18 protein-coding genes and 2 pseudogenes are annotated in these 23701 nt (G+C 74.4%); 15 read left to right on the top strand and 5 right to left on the bottom strand.

Features of this window, described 5'->3' with window-relative positions:
- Positions 1 to 353 precede the first annotated feature (353 nt).
- The 7 genes from OG776_RS11400 to OG776_RS11370 all read left to right on the top strand — a co-directional run bounded on the left by OG776_RS11400 (position 354) and on the right by OG776_RS11370 (position 8469).
- A complete protein-coding gene (locus tag OG776_RS11400; RefSeq protein WP_148013013.1) occupies positions 354 to 1187 on the top strand; it encodes a M55 family metallopeptidase in 834 nt (277 codons plus the stop codon).
- Positions 1180 to 2493, top strand: a complete 1314-nt coding sequence (locus OG776_RS11395) for a M20/M25/M40 family metallo-hydrolase (RefSeq protein ID WP_329320427.1) — start codon at positions 1180 to 1182, stop codon at positions 2491 to 2493. The genes OG776_RS11400 and OG776_RS11395 overlap by 8 nt, the downstream gene beginning before the upstream one ends.
- Positions 2494 to 2504: 11 nt before the next feature.
- Positions 2505 to 4463 (top strand): prolyl oligopeptidase family serine peptidase, encoded by a 1959-nt coding sequence (locus OG776_RS11390; RefSeq protein WP_329320425.1) that lies wholly within the window; start codon positions 2505 to 2507, stop codon positions 4461 to 4463.
- Entirely contained in the window at positions 4460 to 5386 is a 927-nt protein-coding gene (locus tag OG776_RS11385) for a S66 peptidase family protein (RefSeq protein ID WP_148013010.1), read from the top strand. The genes OG776_RS11390 and OG776_RS11385 overlap by 4 nt, the downstream gene beginning before the upstream one ends.
- A 109-nt stretch (positions 5387 to 5495) precedes the next feature.
- A complete protein-coding gene (locus OG776_RS11380) occupies positions 5496 to 5744 on the top strand; it encodes a DUF1049 domain-containing protein (protein ID WP_148013009.1) in 249 nt (82 codons plus the stop codon).
- A gap of 50 nt (positions 5745 to 5794) precedes the next feature.
- Entirely contained in the window at positions 5795 to 6346 is a 552-nt protein-coding gene (locus tag OG776_RS11375) for a GNAT family N-acetyltransferase (protein WP_148013008.1), read from the top strand.
- A 137-nt stretch (positions 6347 to 6483) separates the two neighbouring features.
- A complete protein-coding gene (locus OG776_RS11370) occupies positions 6484 to 8469 on the top strand; it encodes a DUF5107 domain-containing protein (protein ID WP_329320420.1) in 1986 nt (661 codons plus the stop codon).
- A gap of 118 nt (positions 8470 to 8587) precedes the next feature.
- Here the strand turns inward: OG776_RS11370 and OG776_RS11365 are convergent, their stop codons facing one another.
- The 3 genes and pseudogenes from OG776_RS11365 to OG776_RS11355 all read right to left on the bottom strand — a co-directional run.
- Positions 8588 to 8941 carry a VOC family protein gene (locus tag OG776_RS11365; protein WP_148013006.1) on the bottom strand — a complete coding sequence of 118 codons (354 nt, stop codon included), beginning with the start codon at positions 8939 to 8941 and terminating at the stop codon, positions 8588 to 8590.
- A gap of 133 nt (positions 8942 to 9074) precedes the next feature.
- A complete protein-coding gene (locus tag OG776_RS11360) occupies positions 9075 to 9896 on the bottom strand; it encodes a class I SAM-dependent methyltransferase (protein WP_329320417.1) in 822 nt (273 codons plus the stop codon).
- A gap of 113 nt (positions 9897 to 10009) precedes the next feature.
- Positions 10010 to 10585, bottom strand: a pseudogene (locus OG776_RS11355) (phosphatase PAP2 family protein); the annotation flags it as partial.
- A 209-nt stretch (positions 10586 to 10794) separates the two neighbouring features.
- On the opposite strand from OG776_RS11355, the gene OG776_RS11350 reads away from it, so the two are divergent.
- The 6 genes and pseudogenes from OG776_RS11350 (at position 10795) to OG776_RS11325 (ending at position 19064) form a co-directional block, all read left to right on the top strand.
- Positions 10795 to 12414, top strand: a complete 1620-nt coding sequence (locus tag OG776_RS11350; RefSeq protein WP_148013004.1) for an ATP-binding cassette domain-containing protein — start codon at positions 10795 to 10797, stop codon at positions 12412 to 12414.
- A gap of 230 nt (positions 12415 to 12644) precedes the next feature.
- Positions 12645 to 12881 (top strand): DUF6158 family protein, encoded by a 237-nt coding sequence (locus tag OG776_RS11345; protein WP_148013003.1) that lies wholly within the window; start codon positions 12645 to 12647, stop codon positions 12879 to 12881.
- A gap of 590 nt (positions 12882 to 13471) precedes the next feature.
- Complete coding sequence (locus tag OG776_RS11340; protein ID WP_148013002.1) at positions 13472 to 14266, top strand: RNA polymerase sigma factor SigF; 795 nt, start codon at positions 13472 to 13474, stop codon at positions 14264 to 14266.
- A gap of 276 nt (positions 14267 to 14542) precedes the next feature.
- The gene (locus OG776_RS11335; protein WP_329326404.1) at positions 14543 to 16438 is read left to right on the top strand and encodes a hypothetical protein; all 1896 of its coding nucleotides are present in this window, start codon (positions 14543 to 14545) and stop codon (positions 16436 to 16438) included.
- A gap of 208 nt (positions 16439 to 16646) precedes the next feature.
- Complete coding sequence (locus tag OG776_RS11330) at positions 16647 to 17894, top strand: aminotransferase class I/II-fold pyridoxal phosphate-dependent enzyme (protein ID WP_148012999.1); 1248 nt, start codon at positions 16647 to 16649, stop codon at positions 17892 to 17894.
- Positions 17777 to 19064: pseudogene (locus OG776_RS11325) on the top strand (MBL fold metallo-hydrolase). The gene OG776_RS11330 and the pseudogene OG776_RS11325 overlap by 118 nt, the downstream one beginning before the upstream one ends.
- Before the next feature lie 38 nt (positions 19065 to 19102).
- On the opposite strand, the gene OG776_RS11320 reads toward OG776_RS11325, so the two are convergent.
- On the bottom strand, positions 19103 to 19777 hold the full coding sequence (locus OG776_RS11320; RefSeq protein ID WP_329323694.1) for a DedA family protein: 675 nt from the start codon (positions 19775 to 19777) through the stop codon (positions 19103 to 19105).
- A 65-nt stretch (positions 19778 to 19842) separates the two neighbouring features.
- Positions 19843 to 20616, bottom strand: a complete 774-nt coding sequence (locus OG776_RS11315) for an MBL fold metallo-hydrolase (RefSeq protein ID WP_329320410.1) — start codon at positions 20614 to 20616, stop codon at positions 19843 to 19845.
- A gap of 84 nt (positions 20617 to 20700) precedes the next feature.
- On the opposite strand from OG776_RS11315, the gene OG776_RS11310 reads away from it, so the two are divergent.
- Both OG776_RS11310 and OG776_RS11305 read left to right on the top strand, forming a co-directional pair.
- A complete protein-coding gene (locus OG776_RS11310) occupies positions 20701 to 21135 on the top strand; it encodes a hypothetical protein (protein ID WP_329320408.1) in 435 nt (144 codons plus the stop codon).
- Between the two features lie 447 nt (positions 21136 to 21582).
- Positions 21583 to 23646, top strand: coding sequence for an alkaline phosphatase family protein (locus OG776_RS11305; RefSeq protein ID WP_148012996.1), 2064 nt, complete (start codon positions 21583 to 21585; stop codon positions 23644 to 23646).
- The last annotated feature ends 55 nt before the right edge of the window (positions 23647 to 23701 follow it).

Below are 23701 nucleotides of genomic sequence, written 5' to 3'. Positions count from 1 at the left end.
CCCGCCACGAGGACCGATCCCGCCGTTCCCGTACGCCGTGCCGAACCGCGGACACCGTGATCGCCGGACGGCGCCCCGCTGCCCCCGGGCGGTCGTCCCGCCCATCCCACCGCGGACGCCGACCCCGGTGGCGTCGCCCGCTCCCGGTGGCGGCCCGGGTCCGCCGCGGCGTACCCCCTCCCGCGGCTCGGCGCGGTCGCCGTGAAACCCTGAGCGCCGGACGGTCGCGCGGCGGGCGACGGGACCGGTTCGGGCGGCTGTGTCCACGCATGGCCTCCTGGCCCGGCGCCGCGTCGCCGCGTAGCGTGGCCCGACATGAAGAGAGCCGCTGACCTGTGCGAAGAGGGTGTGTCGTGAAGATCCTCATCAGCGCCGACATGGAGGGCGCCACCGGGGTGACCTGGCCGGCCGACGTGCTGCCGGGGACGCCGCAATGGGAGCGGTGCCGCTCGATGTTCACCTCGGACGTGAACGCCGCCGTGCTCGGCTTCCTCGACGGCGGCGCGGACGAGGTGCTGATCAACGAGGCGCACTGGTCCATGCGCAATCTGCTGCTGGAACGGCTCGACGAGAGAGCCGAGATGCTCACCGGCCGGCACAAGTCGCTGTCCATGGTGGAGGGCGTGCAGCACGGCGACGTGGACGGGATCGCGTTCGTCGGCTACCACACGGGCGCCGGCATGGAGGGCGTCCTCGCCCACACCTACCTCGCCAACTCGATCACCGGGGTGTGGGTGGACGGCGTACGCGCCAGTGAGGGACTGCTCAACGCGCGGGTCGTCGCCGAGTACGGCGTACCCGTCGTCCTCGTCACGGGCGACGACCTGGCCTGCGAGGACGCGCTCGGCTACGCGCCGGAGGCGCTCAAGGTCGCCGTCAAGGACCACGTCTCGCGGTACGCGGCGGTGTGCCGGACGCCGTCCAGGACCGCCGCCGACATCCGGGCCGCGGCCAAGGAGGCGGCCGGGCTCGCCGTCCGGTACGAACCGGTGGCGGGCGGACCCTGCACGGTGGCGCTGGAGTTCGACGCGGAGCACCTGTCGATGGCGGCCACCGTCGTACCGGGTGTGGAACGCACCGGTGAGCGGAGAGTGGCCTACACCAGCGACACCATGTACGAGGGAATCCGCACCTTCAAGGCGGTCACCACGATCGTCTCGGCCGCGGTGGAGGAGCAGTATGGCTGACGAACAGGCACTGGACGAGGTCGTACGGTTCACCTCCGACCTCATCCGCATCGACACCACGAACCGGGGCGGCGGCGACTGCCAGGAGCGGCCGGCCGCCGAGTACGCCGCCGCGCTGCTGGCCGAGACCGGTGTCGAACCCGTCCTGCTGGAACGGACCAGGGGCCGCACGAACGTCGTCGCGCGCATCGAGGGCACCGACCCCTCCGCCGACGCGATGCTCGTCCACGGTCATCTCGACGTCGTGCCCGCACAGGCCGAGGACTGGAGCGTGCACCCGTTCTCCGGGGAGATCCGCGACGACGTCGTCTGGGGGCGCGGCGCGGTCGACATGAAGAACATGGACGCGATGATCCTCGCGGTCCTGCGGGGCTGGAAGCGCCTCGGTGTGCGGCCCCGGCGCGACCTCGTGATCGCCTTCACCGCCGACGAGGAGGCGAGCGCCGAGGACGGGTCCGGGTTCCTCGCCGACCACCACCCGGAGCTCTTCGAAGGCTGCACGGAGGGCATCAGCGAGTCGGGGGCGTTCACCTTCCACGACGGCAGCGGCCGTGAGCTGTACCCGATCGGGGCGGGGGAGCGCGGCACCGGGTGGCTCAAGCTCACGGCGCGCGGGCGGGCCGGCCACGGCTCCAAGGTGAACCGGAACAACGCCGTGACCCATCTGGCCGCCGCGATCGCGAGGATCGGCGCGCACGAGTGGCCCGTCCGGCTCACCCCGACCGTCCGGGCCGCGCTCGCCGAACTGGCCGCGCTGTACGGGATCGACGCGGACCTCGACGACCTGCGGGACGTGGACGAACTGCTGCGCAAGCTCGGCCCCGCGGCCGCCCTCGTCGAGGCCACCGTGCGCAACAGCGCCAACCCGACCATGCTCAGCGCCGGTTACAAGGTCAACGTGATTCCCGGGGAAGCGGTCGCCTACGTGGACGGCCGTCATCTCCCCGGCACCGAGGACGAGTTCAGGGCCACCCTCGACCAGCTCACCGGACCGGACGTGGAGTGGGAGTTCCACCATCGCGAGGTCGCCCTGCAGGCGCCGGTCGACTCGGTGACGTACCGGCGGATGCGGGCGGCGGTCGAGGAGTTCGCGCCCGGGGGGCACGTCGTGCCGTACTGCATGTCGGGCGGCACGGACGCCAAGCAGTTCTCACGCCTCGGCATCACCGGCTACGGATTCGCGCCGCTGAAGCTGCCCGAGGGCTTCGACTACCAGGCGCTCTTCCACGGTGTCGACGAACGCGTCCCCGTCGAGGCTCTGCACTTCGGCGTCCGCGTTCTCGACCGCTTCCTGCGTACGGCCTGAGGGGGACGGAAATGCGGACACTGTCATACGGATCATGGCCCTCGCCCATCGACGCGGCGCTCGCCGCGGCACACGACGGGCACCCCGAGTTCGCCGGGTTCGTCGGCGACGAGGCGTGGTGGACCGAACCCCGGCCCACCGAGGGAGGCCGGCGCACTCTCGTCCGGCGGCACGCCGACGGCACACAGGAGTCGGTCCTGCCCGCCCCGTGGAACGTCCGCAGCCGCGTCATCGAGTACGGCGGACAGCCCTGGGCGGGGGAGACGCGCCCCGGCGGACCGTTCGTGGTGTTCGTGAACTTCGCCGACCAGCGGCTGTACGCCTACGAGCCGGGCGCCGAGCCCCGCCCCCTCACGCCCGTGTCCCGCATCGGCGGCGGACTGCGCTGGGTGGACCCGCAGTTGCACTCCGACCGGGGTGAAGTGTGGTGCGTGATGGAGGAGTTCACCGGCGAGGGCCCGACCGACGTGCGCCGGGTCGCCGCCGCGGTGCCGCTCGACGGGTCGGCCGCGCAGGACCGGCGGGCCGTGCGTGAACTCACCGACGCGCGGCACCGGTTCGTCACCGGACCACGGCTGTCGCCGGACGGGCGGCAGGCGGCCTGGCTCGCCTGGGACCACCCGCGGATGCCCTGGGACGGCACGGAACTCGTCCTCGCGGACGTCACCGGGGACGGCACCCTGCACGACTCGCGCGTGGTGGCGGGCGGCCCCGACGAGTCGATCGCCCAGGCGGACTGGGCCGCCGACGGCACACTGCTCTACGCGGGGGACCGCACCGGCTGGTGGAATCTGTACCGGCTCGGACGGGAGACCCCCGTCTGCACCCGGGAGGAGGAGTTCGGCGGCCCGCTGTGGAAGATCGGCTACCGCTGGTTCGCGCCGCTGCCGAGCGGCCTCGTCGCCGTCGTGCACGGACGGGGCGCCACCCGGCTCGGCATACTCGACCCGGAGACCGGCGAGGTCGTCGACGCGGCCGGTCCCTGGACCGAGTTCACACCGACCCTCGCGGTGCACGGCAGCCGCGTCCTGGGCGTCGGGGCGAGCCCGCGCAGCGCCTACGAGGTCGTAGAACTGGACTTCCGCACCGGCCGCGCCCGGGTGGTCGGCGCCACCCACGACGACCCGGTGGACCCCGCGTACTACCCGGAGCCGCAGATCCGCACCTTCACCGGCCCCGCCGGCCGCGAGATCCACGCCCACGTCTACCCGCCCCACCACCCCGACCACGTGGCCCCCGGCGACGAACTGCCGCCCTACGTCGTCTGGGCGCACGGCGGCCCCACCGGCCGGGCCCCCCTCGTCCTCGACCTGGAGATCGCCTACTTCACCTCGCGCGGCATCGGTGTCGCCGAGGTCAACTACGGCGGATCGGCGGGACACGGCCGGGAGTACCGCAACCGGCTGCGTGAACAGTGGGGCGTCGTCGACGTCGAGGACTGCGCGGCCGTCGCCGCCGCCCTCGCGGAGGAGGGCACCGCGGACCGGCGGCGGCTCGCCATTCGCGGCGGCAGCGCGGGCGGCTGGACCAGCGCCGCGTCCCTCACCACCACCGACGTCTACGCCTGCGGCACGATCCTGTACCCGATCCTCGACCTCACCAGCTGGGGATCGGGGGAGACCCACGACTTCGAGTCCCAGTACCTGGAGTCGCTGATCGGCCCGCTCGCCGAGGTGCCCGGCCGCTACGTGGAGCGTTCACCCGCCGAGCACGCCGACCGGATCACCGCGCCCTTCCTGCTCCTGCAAGGGCTCGACGACCCCATCTGTCCGCCCGCGCAGTGCGAACGGTTCCTGTCCAGGATGGCGGGGCGAAACGTCCCGCACGCCTACATCGCCTTCGAGGGCGAGGGGCACGGATTCCGCCGCGCGGAGACCATGGTGCGCGCCCTGCAGGCCGAACTCTCCCTGTACGCACAGGTATTCGGTCTGAACCCGCCCGGCATTCCCACTCTGGAGCTCCTCAAGTGAAGTCCCTGACCCGTCCCGCCCGGCTGGCCCCCGGGGCCCGCGTTGCCGTCGTCTCGCCGAGCGGTCCGGTGCCCGAGGAGCGGCTGGAGGCGGGTCTCGACCTGCTGCGCGGCTGGGACCTCGATCCGGTGGTGGCCCCCCATGTGCTCGACCGCCACACCGAGTTCAACTACCTCGCGGGCGCCGACGCCGACCGGGCCGCCGACTTCCAGGCGGCCTGGTGCGACCCGGAGGTGGCCGCGGTGTTCTGCGCCCGCGGCGGCTACGGCGCGCAGCGCATGGTCGACCTGCTCGACTGGGACGCGATCCGCGCGGCGGGCCCCAAGGTGTTCCTCGGCTTCAGCGACATCACCGCACTGCACGAGGCGTTCGCGACCCGCGCCGGGCTGGCCACCCTGCACGGACCGATGGTCGCGGCCGTCGACTTCCTGAAGAACGCGCGGACGCAGGAGCATCTGCGCGCGACGCTCTTCGAGCCGGAGACCGTGCGCACCCTCACGGCGGGCACGGGCGGCGTGCTGGTGCCGGGGCGGGCCCGGGGCGTCACCCTCGGCGGCTGCGTCAGCCTGCTGGCCGCCGACCTCGGCACCCCGCACGCCCGTGCCTCGGCCCGGGGCGGGCTGCTGCTCATCGAGGACATCGGCGAGGAGGCCTACCGGCTGGACCGGATCCTCACCCAGCTCCTGCGGGCCGGATGGCTCGGCCCGGTCGCCGGGATCGCGCTCGGTTCCTGGGTGGACTGCGGCCCGTACGAGGGGCTGCGGGCCGTCTTCGCGGACCGGCTGGGCGGTCTCGGGGTGCCGGTCGTCGAGCACTTCGGATTCGGTCACTGCGAAGGGGCCCTCACCGTCCCGTTCGGCGTCGGCGCGGAGCTGGACGCGGACGCGGGGACCCTGACCCTGGACGAACCGGCGCTGGCCTAGGTCGTTTCCGCAACGTCGCGTCGGCCGTCCGGAGGGCCGGGTGTCCCGGCGGTCACCCGGAGGAACGCTCCACCGAGCGGGCCGCCGGCCCGCGACCCATGCTGGACGCATGAGTCCGAAGACCCCCGACGCCTCCGGCACGAGCGGCGCGAAGAGCCGCGCCGGGCTGATGACACCGGGCAGGTCCACCGTCATGGCGCTGGTCCTGCTCGCCCTGGTCTTCGTCTTCGAGAACACCCGGAGCACGAAGATCCGGCTGCTGGTACCGGAGGTGACCACGCCGCTGTGGATGGCGCTGCTGGGCACCGGGGCCATCGGCGCGCTGTGCGGGGCGTACTCCACGAGGCGACGGCCGTGAGACCGTGGAGACCCCGGAGCCGCAGAGCCGCGGCGGCGTACTGTGGCCGGATGCCTGAGAACGACTCCCCCTATCTTGCCCAGGGCCCCCGCGCGGGCATACGGCCCTTCACGTACGAGGACGCCGCCGAGTTCACCGCGCGGGTCCGTGAGAGCAAGGCCCTGCACCAGCCCTGGCTCTTCCCGCCGGGAACCCCCGACGCCTACGCGGCGTACGCGGGACGCCTCATCAAGGACCCCACGAAGGCCGGTTTCCTGGTCTGCGAACGGGACGGCGGCGCCATCGGCGGATTCATCAACATCAACAACATCGTCGAGGGCGGCTTTCTGAGCGGTGCGCTCGGGTACGGCGCCTTCGCGCACGCCGCGGGGCGGGGGCTCATGTCCGAGGGACTCGGGCTCGTGGTCCGGTACGCCTTCACGACGATGGGGCTGCACCGGCTGGAGATCAACGTCCAGCCCGGCAACGCCGCCTCCATCGCGCTCGCGCGGCGCTGCGGGTTCCGGCTGGAGGGCTTCTCGCCGGACTTCATCCACATCGACGGGGCCTGGCGCGACCACGAACGCTGGGCGATCACCGCGGAGATGACCGCCTCCCCGTGACCCGCGCGCCCCGGTCGGCTCCCCGGCCACCATGGACCCGCCGGTGCCCCGGGGCGCGCGACCTGTCCGGCTTTGCGCAATCCTGACCGTATCCTGACGAGCGGAACCCCTGGTCAGGTGGGCGTCGCCGCTGTTCCATGGTCGTCGTGACGACGATCCGACGTGACGTACTGACCCTGCCGTCGGCGGAGTTGGGGCCCAGCAACCCCCTGCCGCCGCTGCGGCCGCTCGACGAGACGCACCGCATCGACGACCGTGACCGCGAGGGACTCCCTCCCGACATGGCCCGGCAGATCGGCTACGAACCCCTGCGCGACGTCCTGCCGGAGCGGGTCCGGGACGGCTACGGCCGGCACCGCACGCCCCGCGCGACCGACACGATCGTGATCGAGAACGACCGGCTGCGGGTCACCGTGCTGCCGTCGCGCGGGGGCCGTGTCGCCTCCCTCTTCCACAAGCCCTCCGGGCGTGAACTCCTCTACCGCAACCCGGTGTTCCAGCCCGCCTGCTTCGCCCTCAACGGTGCCTGGTTCTCCGGCGGCATCGAGTGGAACATCGGCGCGACCGGTCACACCACGCTCTCCTGCGCCCCGGTGCACGCGGCCCGGGTCCCGGCCCCCGACGGCGGCGAGATGCTCCGGCTGTGGGAGTGGGAGCGGCTGCGCGACCTGCCCTTCCAGGTCGACCTGTGGCTGCCGGACGGCTCCGACTTCCTGCATGTCGGCGTCCGTGTCCGCAATCCGCACGAGCGGCCCGCCCCCCTGTACTGGTGGTCCAACATCGCCGTCCCCGAGGAGCGCCGGGTGCTGGCCCCGGCGGACGAGGCCTGGCACTTCGGCTACGAGCGGCGGCTGAGCCGGGTCCCGGTACCGGAGCACGAGGGCGTCGACCGCACCTATCCGCCGCGCTCCGGCTTCCCCGCCGACTACTTCTACGAAGTGCCCGACGGGCAGCGCCGCTGGATCGCGGCGCTCGACGACACGGGTGCGGGGCTCGTGCAGACGTCCACCGACGTGCTGCGCGGACGCAAGCTGTTCGTCTGGGGTTCCGGCCCGGGCGGGCGGCGCTGGCAGGAGTGGCTCACCGAGCCCGGCACCGGCGGCTACTGCGAGATCCAGGCCGGCCTCGCCCGCACCCAGCTGGAGCATGTGCGGCTGGACGCGGAGGACGAGGTGTCCTGGCTGGAGTCCTACGGGCCGCTGACGGCCGACCCGGCGAGCGCGCGGACCGTGCACGGGACGGACTGGGCGGCGGCGCGGGCGGAGGTGGAGGGCCGTCTGGAACGCGCCCTGCCGCGGACCGACGTGGAGGCGGCCTACGCGGCCTGGCTCCCGCACGCCGACACCGAACCCGGCGAGGTGCTGCATGCCGGGTCCGGCTGGGGTGCCCTCGAAGTGCTACGTACCACCTACAAGTTGGCCGGGACCCCGTTCGAGGAGTCGACGCTCGGCACGGCGCAGGCGCCGTGGGTGGAGCTGCTGCGGACCGGTGCCTTTCCCGAGCCTCGGCGGGTCGGGCCGCCGGGTGAGTCCCTGGTCGCCCCGCACTGGCGGGACATGCTGGAGACGGCGCCCGCCAGGCCGCTCACCGAGTACCACCTCGGCGTCGCCCAGTGGCACGCGGGCGACAGGGCGCAGGCGGTGCGCAGCTGGGAGCGGGCGCTCGGACTCGCGCCGTCCCTCTGGCCGCTGCTGCGGTGTCTGGCCGTCGCGGACCAGCAGGCGGGCAACCGGGAGCGGGCCGCCGACCGGTACGCCGAGGCCTTCGACGACCTGTGCCAGGAGCGTCGGGACGACGGCGCGGCCTGGACCGCGGCCACCGCGGCTCTGGGGCGGGAGGCGCTGGCCGCGCTGCTCGCGGTGGGGCGGACGGCCCGGGCGCGGACGGTCTGGGAACGGCTGCGCCCGACGACCCGCGAGCAGGGCCGGTTCCGCTTGATCGAGGCGGAGCTGCTGCTCGCGGAGGGGGACCGGCACGCCGCCCGGGCGGTCTTCGACGCGGGCTTCGAGGTCGCCGACCTGCGGGAGGGGGCCGAGGCGATCGGTGTGCTGTGGGCCCGGCTGACCGACGAGGAACTGCCCGGACGCTACGACTTCAGGATGCGGCCGCCGACGTCCGGATGACACGGCGGTCCGGACCGGCCGGGCCCCGCCCGCACCCGCCCGGGGGCCGGGACGGCGCGCCGCGTCCCCGCCCACGGGGGGCGGGCGGGGGACCGGGACGGACCGCCCGCCCGGCCGGTCACCGGGCCGTGCCGCGGTCCACGTACTCGTACACGGCACCGTCCGGGTGCATGGCGATCAGGTTGCGGCCCGCGGGGGTCCCCACGGGTCCCGCCAGGATGTGCGCGCCGAGCTCGCCGAGCACCCGGTGGGTCTCCTCGACGTCCCTGACGGCGATGGTCGCGGTGACCTTCCGCAGCACGTCCAGCTCGGCCTTCGGTCCGCTCATCAGCAGGAAGCAGCCCACCGCGGCGACCGACACGCCCCCGCGTTCGAACCGCTGGGCGCTGCTGCCCGCCAGTCTCTCGTAGAACGGGACCGAAGCCTCCAGGTCGTCGACGCAGACACGCAACGTGGTTCCCAGAATCTCCATGCGGACGAGCCTAGTTGGGGCGGCCCGGGGAGGAGATCGTTTCGGGCGCATCCCGGCCGGGCGGGCCGCTCCGCACGTGGGCGGACCGTCCCGATCCCGGTGGGGCGCGTCGTTCCGCCTCCGGCCGCGCGGGTCACCCGGCCTTCCGGCAGAGGATCTCGCCGTGCAGCACGGAGAACCAGCCGTCCTCCTGCCGCCCCCACGCGCGCCACGCGTCCGACACCGCCCGCAGCTGCCCGGTGGTCGCGTGGCCGCCCTCGGTGGCGCGCTCCGCGTAGGCCGACGCGAGGGTGCGGTCGGCCCACAGTCCGCTCCACCACCGCCGTTCGGCCTCGGTGGCGAAGGTCCAGGTGCTCGACGTCGCGGCGATGCCCGTGATGCCCGCGGCCAGGGCCCACGACCTCAGCCGGCGTCCCGCGGCGGGCTCGCCCCCGTTGGCGCGGGCGACGCGCAGGTACAGGTCCTGCCAGTCGGTCATTCCCGGCACCTCCGGGTACCAGGCCATGGCCGAGTAGTCCGCGTCGCGGACTGCGACGAGACCGCCGGGCTTGGTGACCCGGTACATCTCGCGCAGCGCCTGGACGGGGTCCCCCACGTGCTGCAGCACCTGGTGCGCGTGGACGACGCAGAAGGTGTCGTCCGGGTAGTCCAGGGCGTGCACGTCCGCGACCCCGAAGTCCACGTTGCTCAGCCCCCGGCCGGCCGCCGTGGTGCGGGCCCGGTCGAGGATGCCGGGCGCGTGGTCGACGCCGGTGACGTGTCCGTCCGGGACCAGTTCCGCCAGGTCGGCGGTGATGGTGCCGGGGCCGCACCCGATGTCCAGGATCTTCATGTGGGGCTTGAGCGAGCCGAGCAGATAGGCCGCGGAGTTGGCGGCGGTGCGCCAGGTGTGCGAGCGCAGTACGGACTCGTGGTGGCCGTGCGTGTAGACAGCGGTCTCCTGCGGCTTGGACATGACCGTTCCCCTTCGTCTCATCCCGTCGGTCATGGATCACCGTACGTCCGCGTGTCGAATGATGAGACCTGTGTCTTGGTATGTGGACACGATGTTCAGGGACGCCCGTGCTTCGGGAGCAGGCCCCGCACGGCGTACGCGGCCGTCGCGCCCAGGGCCGCGCCCGCGAGGACGTCGCTCGGGAAATGGGCGCCGGTGTAGACACGGGACAGGGCCACCGCGGTGGCGAGCGGTGCCACGGCGACGCCCCAGCCACGCGACTCCAGGGCCACCCCCGTCGCGAAGGCCGCAGCCGACGCGGAGTGGCCCGAGGGGAACGAGGTGGTGATCGGCTGGCGCTTCAGCCGGCGCGCCTGGGGGACCGGGGCGAGGGACGGGCGGGGGCGGCGCACCGTGCGTTTGCCCACGGTGTTGATCGTGGCGGAGGCGAGGCTCAGCGAGGCGAGCCCGCGGGCCGCGGCGCGGCGCGCGTGGGGGGTGCGGGTGGCGGCGAGGGCCGCCGCCGTGGCGAACCACAGCAGGCCGTGGTTGGCGCTGCGGCTCAGCCGCGGCAGGAGACGGTCGCCGCCGGGCCAGTGGCGGGACGCGACGGCCTCGAAGAGGCGGGAGTCGGCCGCCAGGAAGCGGGTGCGCAGCGGGTGGGGGCCCGGGAGAGCGGTGGTGAGGTCGACGTCAGGGGTGGTGGTCATGGGATGCGACTACCCGCGCCGGGGCGTTTTCCGCCCCCACCGTCCTCCGTCACCCCCGGTCGGGCCATCGGAACCGGAATCGCGGGGCCTGCCCGGCACGGGTTCCGAGGGGCGGGAGGCGCGGGTTCCCGGGGGTGTCGGGGGCGTGGCGGCCCACCCGTCGATATGGGTTTGCCGGGCGGCCCCGCCGCCACGGAGAATGCGGGACCATGGGACACCTCGAAGCCGCACATCTTGAGTACTACCTTCCCGACGGGAGGGCGCTGCTCGGCGATGTGTCGTTCCGGGTGGGAGAAGGGTCCGTCGTGGCCCTGGTCGGACCCAACGGAGCCGGCAAGACCACACTGCTGCGGCTGATCTCCGGCGAGCTGAAGCCGCACGGGGGCACCGTCACCGTCGGTGGCGGCCTCGGCGTGATGCGCCAGTTCGTCGGCTCGGTACGGGACGAGACGACCGTACGGGACCTGCTCGTCTCCGTGGCACCGCCCCGCATCCGGGAGGCCGCGAAGGCCGTCGACGCCGCCGAGCACGATCTGATGACCGTCGACGACGAGGCCTCCCAGCTCCGCTACGCGCAGGCCCTGTCCGACTGGGCGGAGGTGCGCGGGTACGAGTCCGAGACGCTCTGGGACATGTGCACCACGGCCGCGCTCGGCATCCCGTACGAGAAGGCGCAGTGGCGTCCGGTGCGGACGCTGTCCGGCGGTGAGCAGAAGCGGCTGGTGCTGGAGGCCCTGCTGCGCGGCACCGACGAGGTGCTGCTCCTCGACGAGCCGGACAACTATCTCGACGTGCCGGGAAAGCGCTGGCTGGAGGAGCGGCTCAAGGAGACCCGCAAGACCGTCCTGTTCGTCTCGCACGACCGGGAACTGCTGGCGCGCGCCGCCGAGAAGATCGTCAGCGTCGAGCCCGGACCGGCCGGTGCCGACGCCTGGGTGCACGGCGGCGGCTTCGCGACGTATCACGAGGCCCGTCAGGAGCGCTTCGCCCGCTTCGAGGAACTGCGCAGGCGGTGGGACGAGAAGCACGCCCAGCTGAAGAAACTGGTGCTGAGTCTGCGTCAGGCGGCGTCCATCTCGCACGAGTTGGCGTCCCGGTACCAGGCCGCCCAGACCCGGCTCAGGAAGTTCGAGGAGGCCGGTCCGCCGCCGGAACCGCCGCGCGAGCAGGACATCAGGATGCGGCTGCACGGCGGACGGACCGGAGTACGGGCCATCACCTGCCAGGGGCTGGAGCTCACCGGCCTGATGAACCCCTTCGACCTGGAGGTCTTCTACGGCGAGCGCGTCGCCGTGCTCGGGTCCAACGGCTCCGGCAAGTCGCACTTCCTGCGGCTGCTCGCCGGTGACACCGTCGCGCACACCGGCGCCTGGAAGCTCGGCGCGCGGGTCGTCGCCGGGCACTTCGCGCAGACGCACGCCCACCCCGAGCTGGAGGGCCGCGCGCTCCTCGACATCCTGTGGAGCGAGCACTCCCAGGACCGCGGCGCCGCGATGTCCCGGCTGCGCCGCTACGAACTGACCGCCCAGGCCGAGCAGCGGTTCGAGAAGCTCTCGGGAGGCCAGCAGGCCCGCTTCCAGATCCTCCTGCTGGAACTGGAGGGCTCCACCGCCCTGCTGCTGGACGAGCCGACCGACAACCTCGACCTGGAGTCCGCGGAGGCGCTCCAGGAGGGACTGGAGGCGTACGAGGGGACGGTGCTCGCCGTGACCCACGACCGCTGGTTCGCCCGTTCCTTCGACCGCTACCTGGTCTTCGGTTCCGACGGCAGGCTCCGGGAGACCTCGGAGCCGGTCTGGGACGAGCGGCGCGTGGAGCGCGCCCGGTAGGTCGGGTCGTCCGGATCGGGTGGCTCCGCCGCGCGGTGCCGTGCCGGTGTCGTGCGGAGCGGGGCGGGGGATGCCCGTGGAATGCCCGGGACCCCGGATGTTCGTAGAGTGGAGGGAGGACGGCGAGATCCATGGTTCCCTCCCGGACGCCGCCCGGGTGCCGCTCGCGGGAGCGCCTGCCCGGCGGGCCCCCGGACCACGCCGCAGGACACGACGAGCGGGGTACCACCATGACCGGAGTCGACCCGGACCGGCTGGACGACCAGCAGCTGATGAGAGAGCTGGAGACGATCCACCGGACGCGCCACGACACGCTGCTCCACGGCTCGAACGACGCGCTGCGGACCCACAACGTGCGCATGGCCCAACTGGAGGGCGAGTACCTGCGCCGCCATCCACGCCGTCCGGTCGCCCCGGGCCGGACCCGCGAGGGGGCCCGGGACCGGGTCTTCGGAGAAGTCGTCTGACGGTTCCGCGCCCGATGCTCCGTACGTGATGCGCCGTGCGTGACGTCTTGTGCCCGATGCGCGGTGCGTGATGCCCCGTGCGCGACCGCTCCGCGTTCCCGGCGGGGGCCCGGTCGCTCCCCTCGCATCCGCGACCGGACCTCCGCCGCTCCGGCGCCGCCAGGGACACCGGCGCCGAGTCCGACGGCCCTCCGCCCTGCTTCGCACGGCTGACGCCGGGAAGCCCGGGCCGTGGTTCCGGGACGTCGCGAAGGCTCCGGGACCGGCCCGTCGCGCGGGCGGACCACACGTCCCGTACCGATCGGCCGTGGCCGTGGGCCCGCTCCGGGGTCCGCGCGGCCGGGGGACGCGGGTGCCTCAGCAGTACCCCTGGGACCGCGGACCATGCCCGACGTGCCCGTCCCAACCCGCCTGGTACGTCAGGGGTTTGTCCCGACCGCGCAGGGGCAGGCGGAATTTCAGTGCTTCGGACAGGAGGCACGCCCGTGGGAGCCGTCCGGTTCTCACCACGGGTGTGCCTGTCCGGCGCTCCCGGTGCTCCCACGGTGACCGCCCGAACCAAGGCACTGCCAAGGGAGTTGCGACGCACCATGCGAAACCGAGTGAGCGCGACACGGCACCCGCACGATGACGCCCCCGACACCGCGGACGCGTTCCGCAGGCTCGCGGCGCTGCCCCCGGGGGGCGAGCGCGACGCACTCCGTGAGCGGATCGTCGAGGCCTGGCTGCCCATGGCCGACCGGCTCGCGGGCCGGTTCCGCAACCGCGGCGAGAGCCTGGAGGACCTGAGGCAGGTGGCGGCCCTCGGCCTGGTCAAGGCCGTCGACCGGTACGACCCCGAACTCGGCAACGCCTTCGAGAGCTACGCCGTGCCGACCGTCACCGGTGAGATCAAGCGCCACTTCCGCGACCACATGTGGAGCCTCCATGTGCCGCGCCGGGTCCAGGACCTGCGCAACCGCGTGCGGTTCGCCCAGCAGGAACTGTCGGGGAGCGTGTCGGGCCACGGGCCCACCGTCGCGGAGATCGCCGCGCACGCCCGGATGAGCGAGGAGGACGTACGGGCAGGTCTGGAGGCACTGGAGAGCTTCAGCGCGCTCTCCCTCGACGCCGAACTCAGGGGCGGCGGCGAAGGCTACTCGCTCGGCGACGCCCTCGGCTCGGCCGACCCCGCCCTGGACGTCGTCATCGACCGCGAGGCGGTCAAGCCCCGGCTGCAGGCACTGCCCGAACGCGAACGCACCATCCTCTACATGCGGTTCTTCGGCGACATGACCCAGAGCAGCATCGCCGAGCAGCTCGGCATCTCGCAGATGCACGTCTCCCGGCTGATCAGCCGCTGCTGCGCGCGACTGCGGAACCAGGTGCTGCGCGACGCGGTGTGACCGGGGCCGGGCCCACCGGTCCGTCGGTCCACGGTCGCGAGGACGTGACGGGACCTCATCTCCCGCGCCCGGGGCTCCGCCGGAGTGAGGGTGTCGTCGGAGGAGACGTACGTCCTCACTCCGGCGGGCTGCTCGTCGCCGTCACCCGCTCGGGTGCCCCCGTCCCGCGAATGGTGCCCGGCGGCGCGCGCCCCGGAGCCGGGCGGGCTGTGATGGGCTCGGGGCGCACGACGGCCGTGCCCCTTCAGACGCAGTCGTTCCGAAGGAGCCCAGCCGATGCGCCGTACCGCCCGTGTGCTGTCCGCCACCGCCCTGGCCTGTACCGCGCTGGGCGCGGCCGCCTCGGCCGCGTCCGCGGAACCGGGCGCCCAGGTCGTGCCGCGCTCCGTGGGACCCGGGGAGCCCGTCACCGTCTCCGTGTCCTGCGACGCGACGGGTGAGGGGCCGCCGGAGTCCCTCGACGACCGCTTCACCGGTATCGAGGGGAGCGAGGTCCGGTTGCGGCGGGTGGGCGACGGTGTCGGTGAGAAGGCCGTCACCTATCGCGGCACGGTCCGCGTCCCGTCCCGGCCGGCCGCGCGGGCGGCCTTCCGCGGTGACGTCGGCCCGCGGACCGTCGAGGGGGTCTGCCCCGCCGTGCCGGGCGGCCGCGCGAAACCGTGGAAGGCGTCGTACCGCCTGACCCACGAGGCGCCCGCCCCCGCGCACGGCGCGTCCCGGAAGCCCTCGCACAAGCCGTCGGTCCCTTCGGGGAAACCGAGCACGGCTCCGCCGGTCGCACCGGGGGCGGCGGCCCCGGCGGTTCCCCGGGAGTCGTCGAAGGCGGTGCCGGTCGCTTCTGCGGAGGCGTCCAGGGCGCCGCAGGCCGGGCCTCGGGGGAAGACGGGTGCGGCGCCGGTGGTCCGCCGCGAGCCGTCGAAGGCGGCGCAGGCTCCTTCTGCGAAGGCGTCGAAGGCGGCGCACGTCGGTCCACGGGAGAAGCCGGTTGCTTCCGCGGAGGCGTCGAAGACGGCGCACGTCGTCGCGGGGGAGAAGACGGAGGCGGCGCCGGTGGTCCGCCGGGAGCCGTCCGCCGAGGCGCCGGTCGTTCCTCGTGAGGCGCGGGGTGCGGTGCCGGTTGCTTCCGCGGAGGCGTCGAAGACGGCGCACGTCAGCCCTCGGGAGAAGACGGGGGCGGCGCCGGTGGTCCGCCGGGAGCCGTCCGCCGCGGCGCCGGTGGTCCGCCGGGAGGGCTCGAGCGCCGCTCAGGCTGTTCCCCGGGAGGCTTCGGGCGCGGCTTTCGCCGTGCCGCCGCAGGTGCCGGGCGAGGCCACCGTCGTTCCGCCCGAGATGCCGATTTCCGCCCCGCCGGCTCCACCGGAGGTGCCGGACGTGGCCTCTGCCGCGCCCCGGGAAACCTCACGCGAGGTCCCGGACGCCCCGGGGAACACCGTTCCGGTCGGCCCGGCAGGGACCCCCGGCGAGGGTGCGTCCAGGAACGATTCCCCGGGGGTGACCCCGGAGAGCGCTCCGGGCGTTCCCGGAAGGGCGACCCGTGACGGTGCTCCGGGCGCGCCCGGGGAAGCCGCGGGCGACGTCCCGGTCGTACCCGGGAACGCGGCGGCGGGGGATGGCGCCCAGGACGTTCCTCCGGGCGTCACCGGCGGCACCTCACCGGTCCTTCCCGACACCGCGGCCGGGGAGGGCGACCAGGGTGTTCCTCCCGCGACGGCCACCGACAGCACACCGGTCGTCCCCGAGAGCGCGGCCCGAGGCGACGCCCAGGACATTCCGCCGGGCACCGCTCGCGAGGGCGGCCAGGACGTCCCGCCGGGCACCGCTCAGGAGGACGGCCGGGATGTTCCCGGCGGTGCGGGGCGTCAGGACGGCCGGGACGCTCCCGGTGGCGCGGGGCGCGACCACGCGTCCGGGACCGCCCAGTCCGCCCCCCACGACAGCGGCCCCGACTCCCCGGACGGCGCGGGACACGGCACCTCGCAGGAGGGCGGCCGCGACGGAGGGGACGGTCCGGGGGACCGTCCCACCGGTGCCCAGCACGGGGTGCAGGCCGGTGAGGGCGGCGCCTTCACCGAGTCCGTACCGGTCCTCGTCCTCGGGTTCCTCCTCATCGCGGGCGCCCTGGGCGCGGCCGGCCACCGGCTGTTGCGCGAACGGCTGTTCGCCCGCCGTTGAGGAGGTGACGGGCGCGATCCCGCGGGTGCCCAGGGCACCGGACAGGCGCGGGTCCGGACTCATCGGAGCGGATCACGCAAGGCGACCTGGCCAGGCGACCTGACCAGGCGGACGGCAAGGGACGGCCGGCACTGCGGAGACGGCCGGAACGGCAGGGACGGCAGGGACGGCAGGGACAGAGCACGGCTCGGACTGCGCGGAGGCACGAATGCGGCGGACGGTACCGGAAGGCCACGGTCCGGTCCGGTACGGCCCACCACTCCCCGACCAGGGCCTGCCGGTCCTGCCGGAACTGCGCGCCGTCCTGGCCGCCGCCGCGGACCGCACCGACGCGGAACCCCCCGGAGGCGGGCCCGCGCTCCTCGACGCCGCCCGCGGCTACTGGAACCGGCGTGGCCTGGCCGCGGCCCGTGACCGGGTGGCCGCCGCGCCCGGCGCCCCCGCGCTGCTCCTCGCCCTGACGGGCGCGCTCGGCGGTGACGTCCTGGTGCCGAGACCGTGCGCCGCCTGGTGGGCGCCGCAGGCGCGGCTGCTGGGCCGGTCCGTGTTCCATGTGGCGACGCCCGCGGAGTGCGGCGGCCTGCCGGACCCGTACGCCCTGCTGGAGACGGTCCGCCGGGTCCGTGCGGAGGGCGGCGATCCACGGCTGCTCGTCCTCTCCGTCGCCGACGACCCGACGGCCACCGTCGCACCTCCCGAGGTGGTCCACGAGACCGTCGAGGCGGCCGTGGCCGAGGGACTGCACGTGGTCAGTGACGAGACCTGGCGCGACACCTTGCACCGGCCGCACGACACCGTGCTGCTCAGCCCCGCCGAGATGCTTCCCGAAGAGGTCACCGTCATCGCGGACCTCTCCGGGGCCTTCCTGCCGCAGGGCTGGCCCGCCGCCGTGGCACGCTTCCCGGTCACCGACGCGGGTGTCCGGCTGCGCGCCCGGGTCCTCGACGTACTCACCGTGCTCGGCGCGCGGGTCACCCGGCCGGTGGCCGAGGCGGCCGCGTACGCGCTCCGTGAGCCGGACGCCGTCCTGAGCGGGCTCACGGCGGCCGTCCGGCTGCACGCGCGCGTGGCCGAGGCCGCGCACCGCGTGGTGACCGGCGCGGGCGCCCTCGCGCGGCCACCGCGGGCCGGCCGCCATCTGTACGTGGATCTCGGCCCGTTGCGCGCCGCGCTCACCGCCCGCGGCGTCGGCGACGCACAGGAACTGGAGGACTTCCTCACCGCCCGGCTCGGCATGCCGGCCCCGGGCGGTCACCGGTTCGGGGACGACCTCGGGGCGCTGCGGGTGCGACTGGGGACGGGGCCCCTGCTCGGCGCGAGCGACGAGGAGCGCGCGGAATGCCTCAGTTCCCCCTCGCCGCTGGAACTGCCACACGTGCAACGTGCGTTGACCCTCTTGGGATCGGCCTTCGACGATCTCCGCGACGACGCTCAGCGATGGGAGCCTCTTCCATGACGCAGCAGTCCCGGTCGACCACGAGCACCGGCACCGACGCACCGGCCCCGGACGGACCGCCCCCGTCCCCGGCCCCCGCCCCGTCCTCGTCCCCCTCCCCGTCCCCGAACGGACCGTCGCCCTCCCCGGCTCCGGCGGCGCGCTCCTCGCTGCTCGAACCGCCCGCCCCATCCGCTCCGCCCGCGGTACCGCCGCTTCCCGTCGTCCCGCTCGCCGAGCCCAGACCGCTCGGCGAGCGGCGTGTGGCCCAGATCGTTCGTCGACCGGCTGACCGCCCCGCTGCCGGGGCTGCGGGCCTTCGCCCGGTTCGCCCGTGAGGGCGCGCTGCGTCCGCGCCCCGAGGAGCCGGCCGGCATCCCCTCAGTGCCGTTCGCACCGGCACCGCTGCCCCGGGTGGACGCGCGCACCGTCGCCGTATCCTGGGCGGGGCAAGCGAGTTGGGTGATCCGGATAGGCGGGCTCACCGTCCTCACCGACCCGGTCTGGTCCCGCAGGATCCTCGGCACCCCGGCCCGGATCACCCCCGTCGGCGTGGCCTGGAGCGCCCTGCCGCGCGTCGACGCGGTCGTCATCAGCCACAACCACTACGACCATCTGGACGCCCCGACCCTGCGGCGTCTGCCGCGCCACACACCGGTGTTCGTGCCGGCCGGGCTCGGACGCTGGTTCCGGCGCCGCCGGTTCACCCGGGTCACCGAGCTGGACTGGTGGGAGGCGGCCGAACTCGACGGCGTGCGTATCGACTTCGTCCCCGCCCACCACTGGTCCAAGCGCAGCCTCACCGACACCTGCCGGACCCTGTGGGGTGGCTGGGTCCTGACGGAACCCGGCGGCCGACGGGTGTACTTCGCCGGGGACACGGGCTACGGCCACTGGTTCGAGCGCATCGGCCGGCGGTATCCCGGCATCGGCCTCGCCCTGCTGCCCATCGGCGCGTACGACCCGCGGTGGTGGCTCAGGGACGTCCACTGCGATCCGGAGGAGGCGGTCCAGGCCGCCGTCGACCTCGGCGCCCGCCGGATGGCGCCCATGCACTGGGGGACGTTCGTGCTCTCGGCGGAGCCGGTGCTGGAGCCCTTGACCAGGGTGCGGGCGGCCTGGGAGCGGGCGGGACTCGAACGGGCCGACCTGTGGGATCTGCCGGTGGGGGGTTCCCGGGTGCTCGGGTAGCGACGCCGGGGGGCGGGGGGCAGTTCGGGCGTGGGCCGTCAGCGGTTGCCCTGGTCGCCCGCGGGGTTCTCCGTCCCCCCGCCGGGACGTCCGGACGGTCCGGTCCCGCGCACCCGGCGCCACAGGCCCGGCGCCAGGCCGAGGACCACCGTCAGGAGCACCGCCGCCACCACTCCCTCCCAGGGTTCGTCGAAGAGGGAGCCGCCCAGTATGCCGATGACCTGGTAGGTGGCCGCCCAGGCGAGGCACGCGGGTATGTCGCCGCGGGCGAAGACACGCAGGGGCATCCTCGCCAGCAGGCAGGCCAGCATCACCGGTATGCGTCCGGCGGGGACCAGCCGGGACAGCACCAGCACGGTGGCACCGTGGTCGCTCAGCTTCTGCTGGGCCTGGGCGAGCCGGTCCTCGGGGGCACGGTCCCGGATCGCCTCCAGCCAGCGCGAGCCGTTCCTCGAACCCATGCCGCGCCGCCCGAGCCAGTACAGCGCCACGTCACCGAGGAACGCGGCGAGGGAGGCCACCAGGAACACCAGCAGCAGCGCGAACGGCGCCGTCTGGTGGAAGGCCACCACCGCCGCCGAGCTGACCAGTGCGCCCGTCGGCACCACGGGCACCAGCGCGCCGAGCAGCACCAGCAGGAACAGCGACGGATAGCCGATCGCCTGCTGCGTGCTCTCCGGCGTGACCGCCGCGCCCGTGGCGGCAAGGAACATCGCCGCGGTGCCGTTCCGTGCGGACAGGAACAGCGCCGGGGCGGTGCCCACGGCGGACAGCGACATCACCGCGCGACCTCCGGCCGCACGCTCTGGCCGTGGTCGAGCCGGTGCACCGCCACCTCGGGCGCCGACTCGGCGGCCAGGCGCGCGAACTCATCACCCGGCGCATGGAATTCATGGGGGCGCACACCGTCCATGCCGATCGGCCAGTACGTGCCGTAGTGCACCGGCACGGCGCTGCGCGGCATCAGCCGGGCCAGCGCCTGCGCCGCCCGCGCCGCGTCCAGGTGCTCCGCCCCGAGGAAGGGGCCCCAGCCGCCGACCGGCAGCAGCGCCACGTCGACCGGTCCGACCTCCTCGGCCATCGAGTCGAACAGCCCGGTGTCCCCGGCGAAATACGTCCGCGCCTCGCCCTCGACCACGAAACCCAGCGCGGGCGAGCGGTGCGGTCCGACCGGGATCCTGCGTCCGTCGTGCCGCGCCGACACGACACGTACCACCAGGTCACCGACCCGGACCCGGTCGCCGGGCGTCACCTCGGTGACCCGCAGACGGTCCAGCCTGCGCAGGGCGGGCACCGCGCGGACCGCCCCCTCGGGGACCAGCACCCGGGTGCCCGGCGCGAGCAGCCGCAGCGAGGGCGCGTGCAGATGGTCGGCGTGCAGATGCGAGACCAGCGCCACGTCCGCGGCAGCCGCCTCGGGAGGGGGCGGCGCCCCGCGCCTGCGGCGCAGGTGCGCGAGCCGGCGCGCGAAGAGGGGGTCGGTGAGCACGCGTGTACCGGAGTCCTCCAGCGTGCAGGTGGCGTGCCCCCACCAGGTGATCTCCACCGGCACCTCTTTGCCTCCTTCGTGCGACTCCCCCCGAGCCTACGGGCAGGAGTAGGGTCGGCGGCGAAACCCGGAGGTGAGGGGGACGCCATGGGAGACACGCGCGGTGCCTCCGCCGTGCCGAGCACGGTGCGCGTCACGGCGATCGCGAGCCTGACGCCCCTGGAGGAGCTGGAGGCGGACCCCTTCCTCGTCGACTCCCGCAGCCAGCACGCGATGTGCGCCCGCTGGGCCGCGGAGCGCGGGTACGTCGTCACCCGGGAGCTTCTGGTCCGGGGACTGCGGCCCGACCACCGCACCCTGTGGGCCGACGTGGAGGCGGGTCTCGTCGACCTGTTCGTCGCGCCGAGCCACCGCGTCCTGGAGCGTGCCCTCGCCTCCGTCGAGGAGTTCACCGCCGAGTGCGCTCGCCGGGGCGTCCGGATCGAGACGGTCGGCTGCGCGGAACCCTCGTACGACGCGCAGATGAAGGCCCGGGTCCACCGCCGTCTGTCGATGCCGACCGCGGGGTACGACGGCCGCTGACCGCCCTCCGGCGGCGCTGACCGGTGTCCGACGCCCGCCCCCGGCCGGCTTCCGGCGATCGCCGCCCGCGACCGTTGCCCGCGACCGGTTTCCGGGGGCGCTGACAGGCTTCCGGCGTGCGTCCGTTCCGGCGGCGGCGACCGGCGACTGGCTTCCGGCGGCCGACGCCGACGGCGGCGACTGTCGACCGCGACGGCCGACAGGCTCCCGGTGACGGCGACCGGCCGTCGCTCACCGCCGGCGTCGGCAGGCGCCTGGTGACCGCGACCGGCCGCCGTCGACCGCTCGCGTCGACAGGGCCCCGGCGGCGTCGGCCGCCGTCGCCGACCGGTCCGCGCTCGGGGCGGTGCGGGGCGGTGCGGGCCCGTCCGGTCGCTCCGGCGGGTGTGACAGGGTGGGAGCAGGCCTCGCGGACCGGGCGAGCCCGGGACGTGAGGTGGACAGGACGTGGGTGGAGGACGGTGGCGGCGGGTCCTCAGCGGGGTCTGGCGCAGCGTCGCGGTGTGGGCCGTGTCCTCGGTCACGATGCTGGTGCTGGCCGGCGCCCTGCCCGACTTCCAGCTGCAGTCCGACAACGGGGACAGCGCCACCCGCATCGCCGTCACGGCGGCGGCCGGCGCGGGCGTCTTCGGTCTGCTGTCGTCGCTGGTGTGGCCGCTGCTCGTGCGGGCCCTGCTCCTCGTGCCCGCACTCGTACTCGGCCTGCTCGTCTTCTTCCTGAACGGGTCGCTGCTGCTGCTCGCCCTGCGCATCAACCCCTCCGGACAGAGCGAGGCCGCGCCGGAGACCGCCGTGGTCGTCGCCGCCGTGATGTCCGCGGTCGCCTCCGCCACCGGCGGCGCGCTCGCCGTCCGGGACGACGACGCCTACCGGCGCAGGCTCTACCGGCTCGCGGCCCGGCGGCGCGGCCGGTCCGACGGCCACCGCGGACCCTCGTCCCCCGGCGTCGTCTTCCTCCAGCTCGACGGCGTCGGCCACGACGTGCTGGAGGAAGCGGTCGGCAGGGGACTCATGCCGACCGTCGCGCGCTGGCTCGGCACCACCCACCGTCTCACCCCCTGGCGCACCGACTGGTCGAGCCAGACCGGCGCCAGCCAGCTCGGCATCCTGCACGGCAGCAACCACGACGTCCCGGCCTTCAGGTGGTACGAGAAGGAGAGCCACGAGGTCATGGTCTGCAACCGGCCCAGCAGCGCCGCCGAACTGCAGCGCCGGGCCATCGGGTACACCGGCGACGGCGGACTGCTCACCGTCGACGGGGCCAGCCGCGGCAACCTCTTCAGCGGCGGCGCCGACGAGCTCGCCCTCGTGCTCTCCATAGCCGCGCGCCGAGGCCGGGAGAACCGTTCCCGCTCGGGCTACTTCGCGTACTTCAGCGACCCCGCCAACGCGGTCCGTACGGCGATGTCCTTCGTCGCCGAGGTGTTCCGCGAGATCGGCCAGTCCACCCGCGCCCGGCTGCAGAAGCGGCGTCCGCGGGTCGGGCGCGGCGGCCTGTACCCGTTCGTCCGCGCCTTCGCGACCGTCGTCGAGCGGGACGTCGTCGTCGCCGCGGTGATCGGCGACATGCTCGCCGGGCGCAACGCGGTCTACGCGGACCTGGTCGCGTACGACGAGGTGGCGCACCACTCCGGACCGCGCGGCCGGGACACGCAGAAGGTCCTGGAACGTCTCGACCGCTCGCTCGCGCTGATCGAGAAGGTCGCCGAACACGCCCCCCGGCCGTACCGGATCGTCGTGCTGTCGGACCACGGGCAGAGCCCCGGCGAGACCTTCCTGACCCGCTACGGCCTCAGCCTCGGCAACCTGGTCCGGGCCGGCTGCGGGCTGCCGGTGCCGCGCCGGGCGCGCGGCACGCACAGCGGCGCCGAGGCGCGGGCGGCGGTCCGGGCCGCGCTGCGCCGGCCCGTCGAGGAGAGCGGCGAGCGCCACCGCCCCGAACGCGGCGCCGAACCCGTCGTCCTGGCCTCCGGCAACCTCGGCCTCGTCTCCTTCCCGGACGTGCCGCACCGGATGAGCCGCGAGGAGATCGACCGCCGTCACCCCGCGCTGCTGTCCACCCTCGCCGACCACCCCGGCGTCGGCTTCCTGCTGGTGCGCAGCGAGGAGCACGGCGGTCTGGTGATCGGCGCGCACGGCGTGGAGGCGCCCGTCGGCACGCTCGACGACGAACACCCGGGCCCGCTGGCCGACTTCGGACCCGGCGCCGCCGACGCCGTGCGGCGCACGCACACCTTCCCGCACGCGGCCGACATCATGGTCAACTCCTGGTACGACCCGAAGGAGGGCGAGGTGCTCGCCTTCGAGGAGCAGATCGGCTCGCACGGCGGCCTCGGCGGCGCCCAGGGGCGTCCGTTCCTGATGTCGCCGCTCGTCCTGTCCGAGCCGGCCGACGACCAGGACGGCCTGGTGGGCGCGGAGCAGGTGCACCGCGTCCTGCGCGGCTGGCTGCGCGAGTGCGACGGCCCCCAGGTGCCGCTGCCGGCCGCCGGGAGCGAGCGCGCCGCCTGAAAATGGGCTGCGGCGGACGGACCCACACGCACACACTGGTCGTTCCGGACACCGC

The sequence above is a fragment of the Streptomyces sp. NBC_01689 genome (assembly GCF_036250675.1).
Lineage (GTDB): Bacteria > Actinomycetota > Actinomycetes > Streptomycetales > Streptomycetaceae > Streptomyces.
This window is presented reverse-complemented; position numbering and strand designations above follow the sequence as displayed.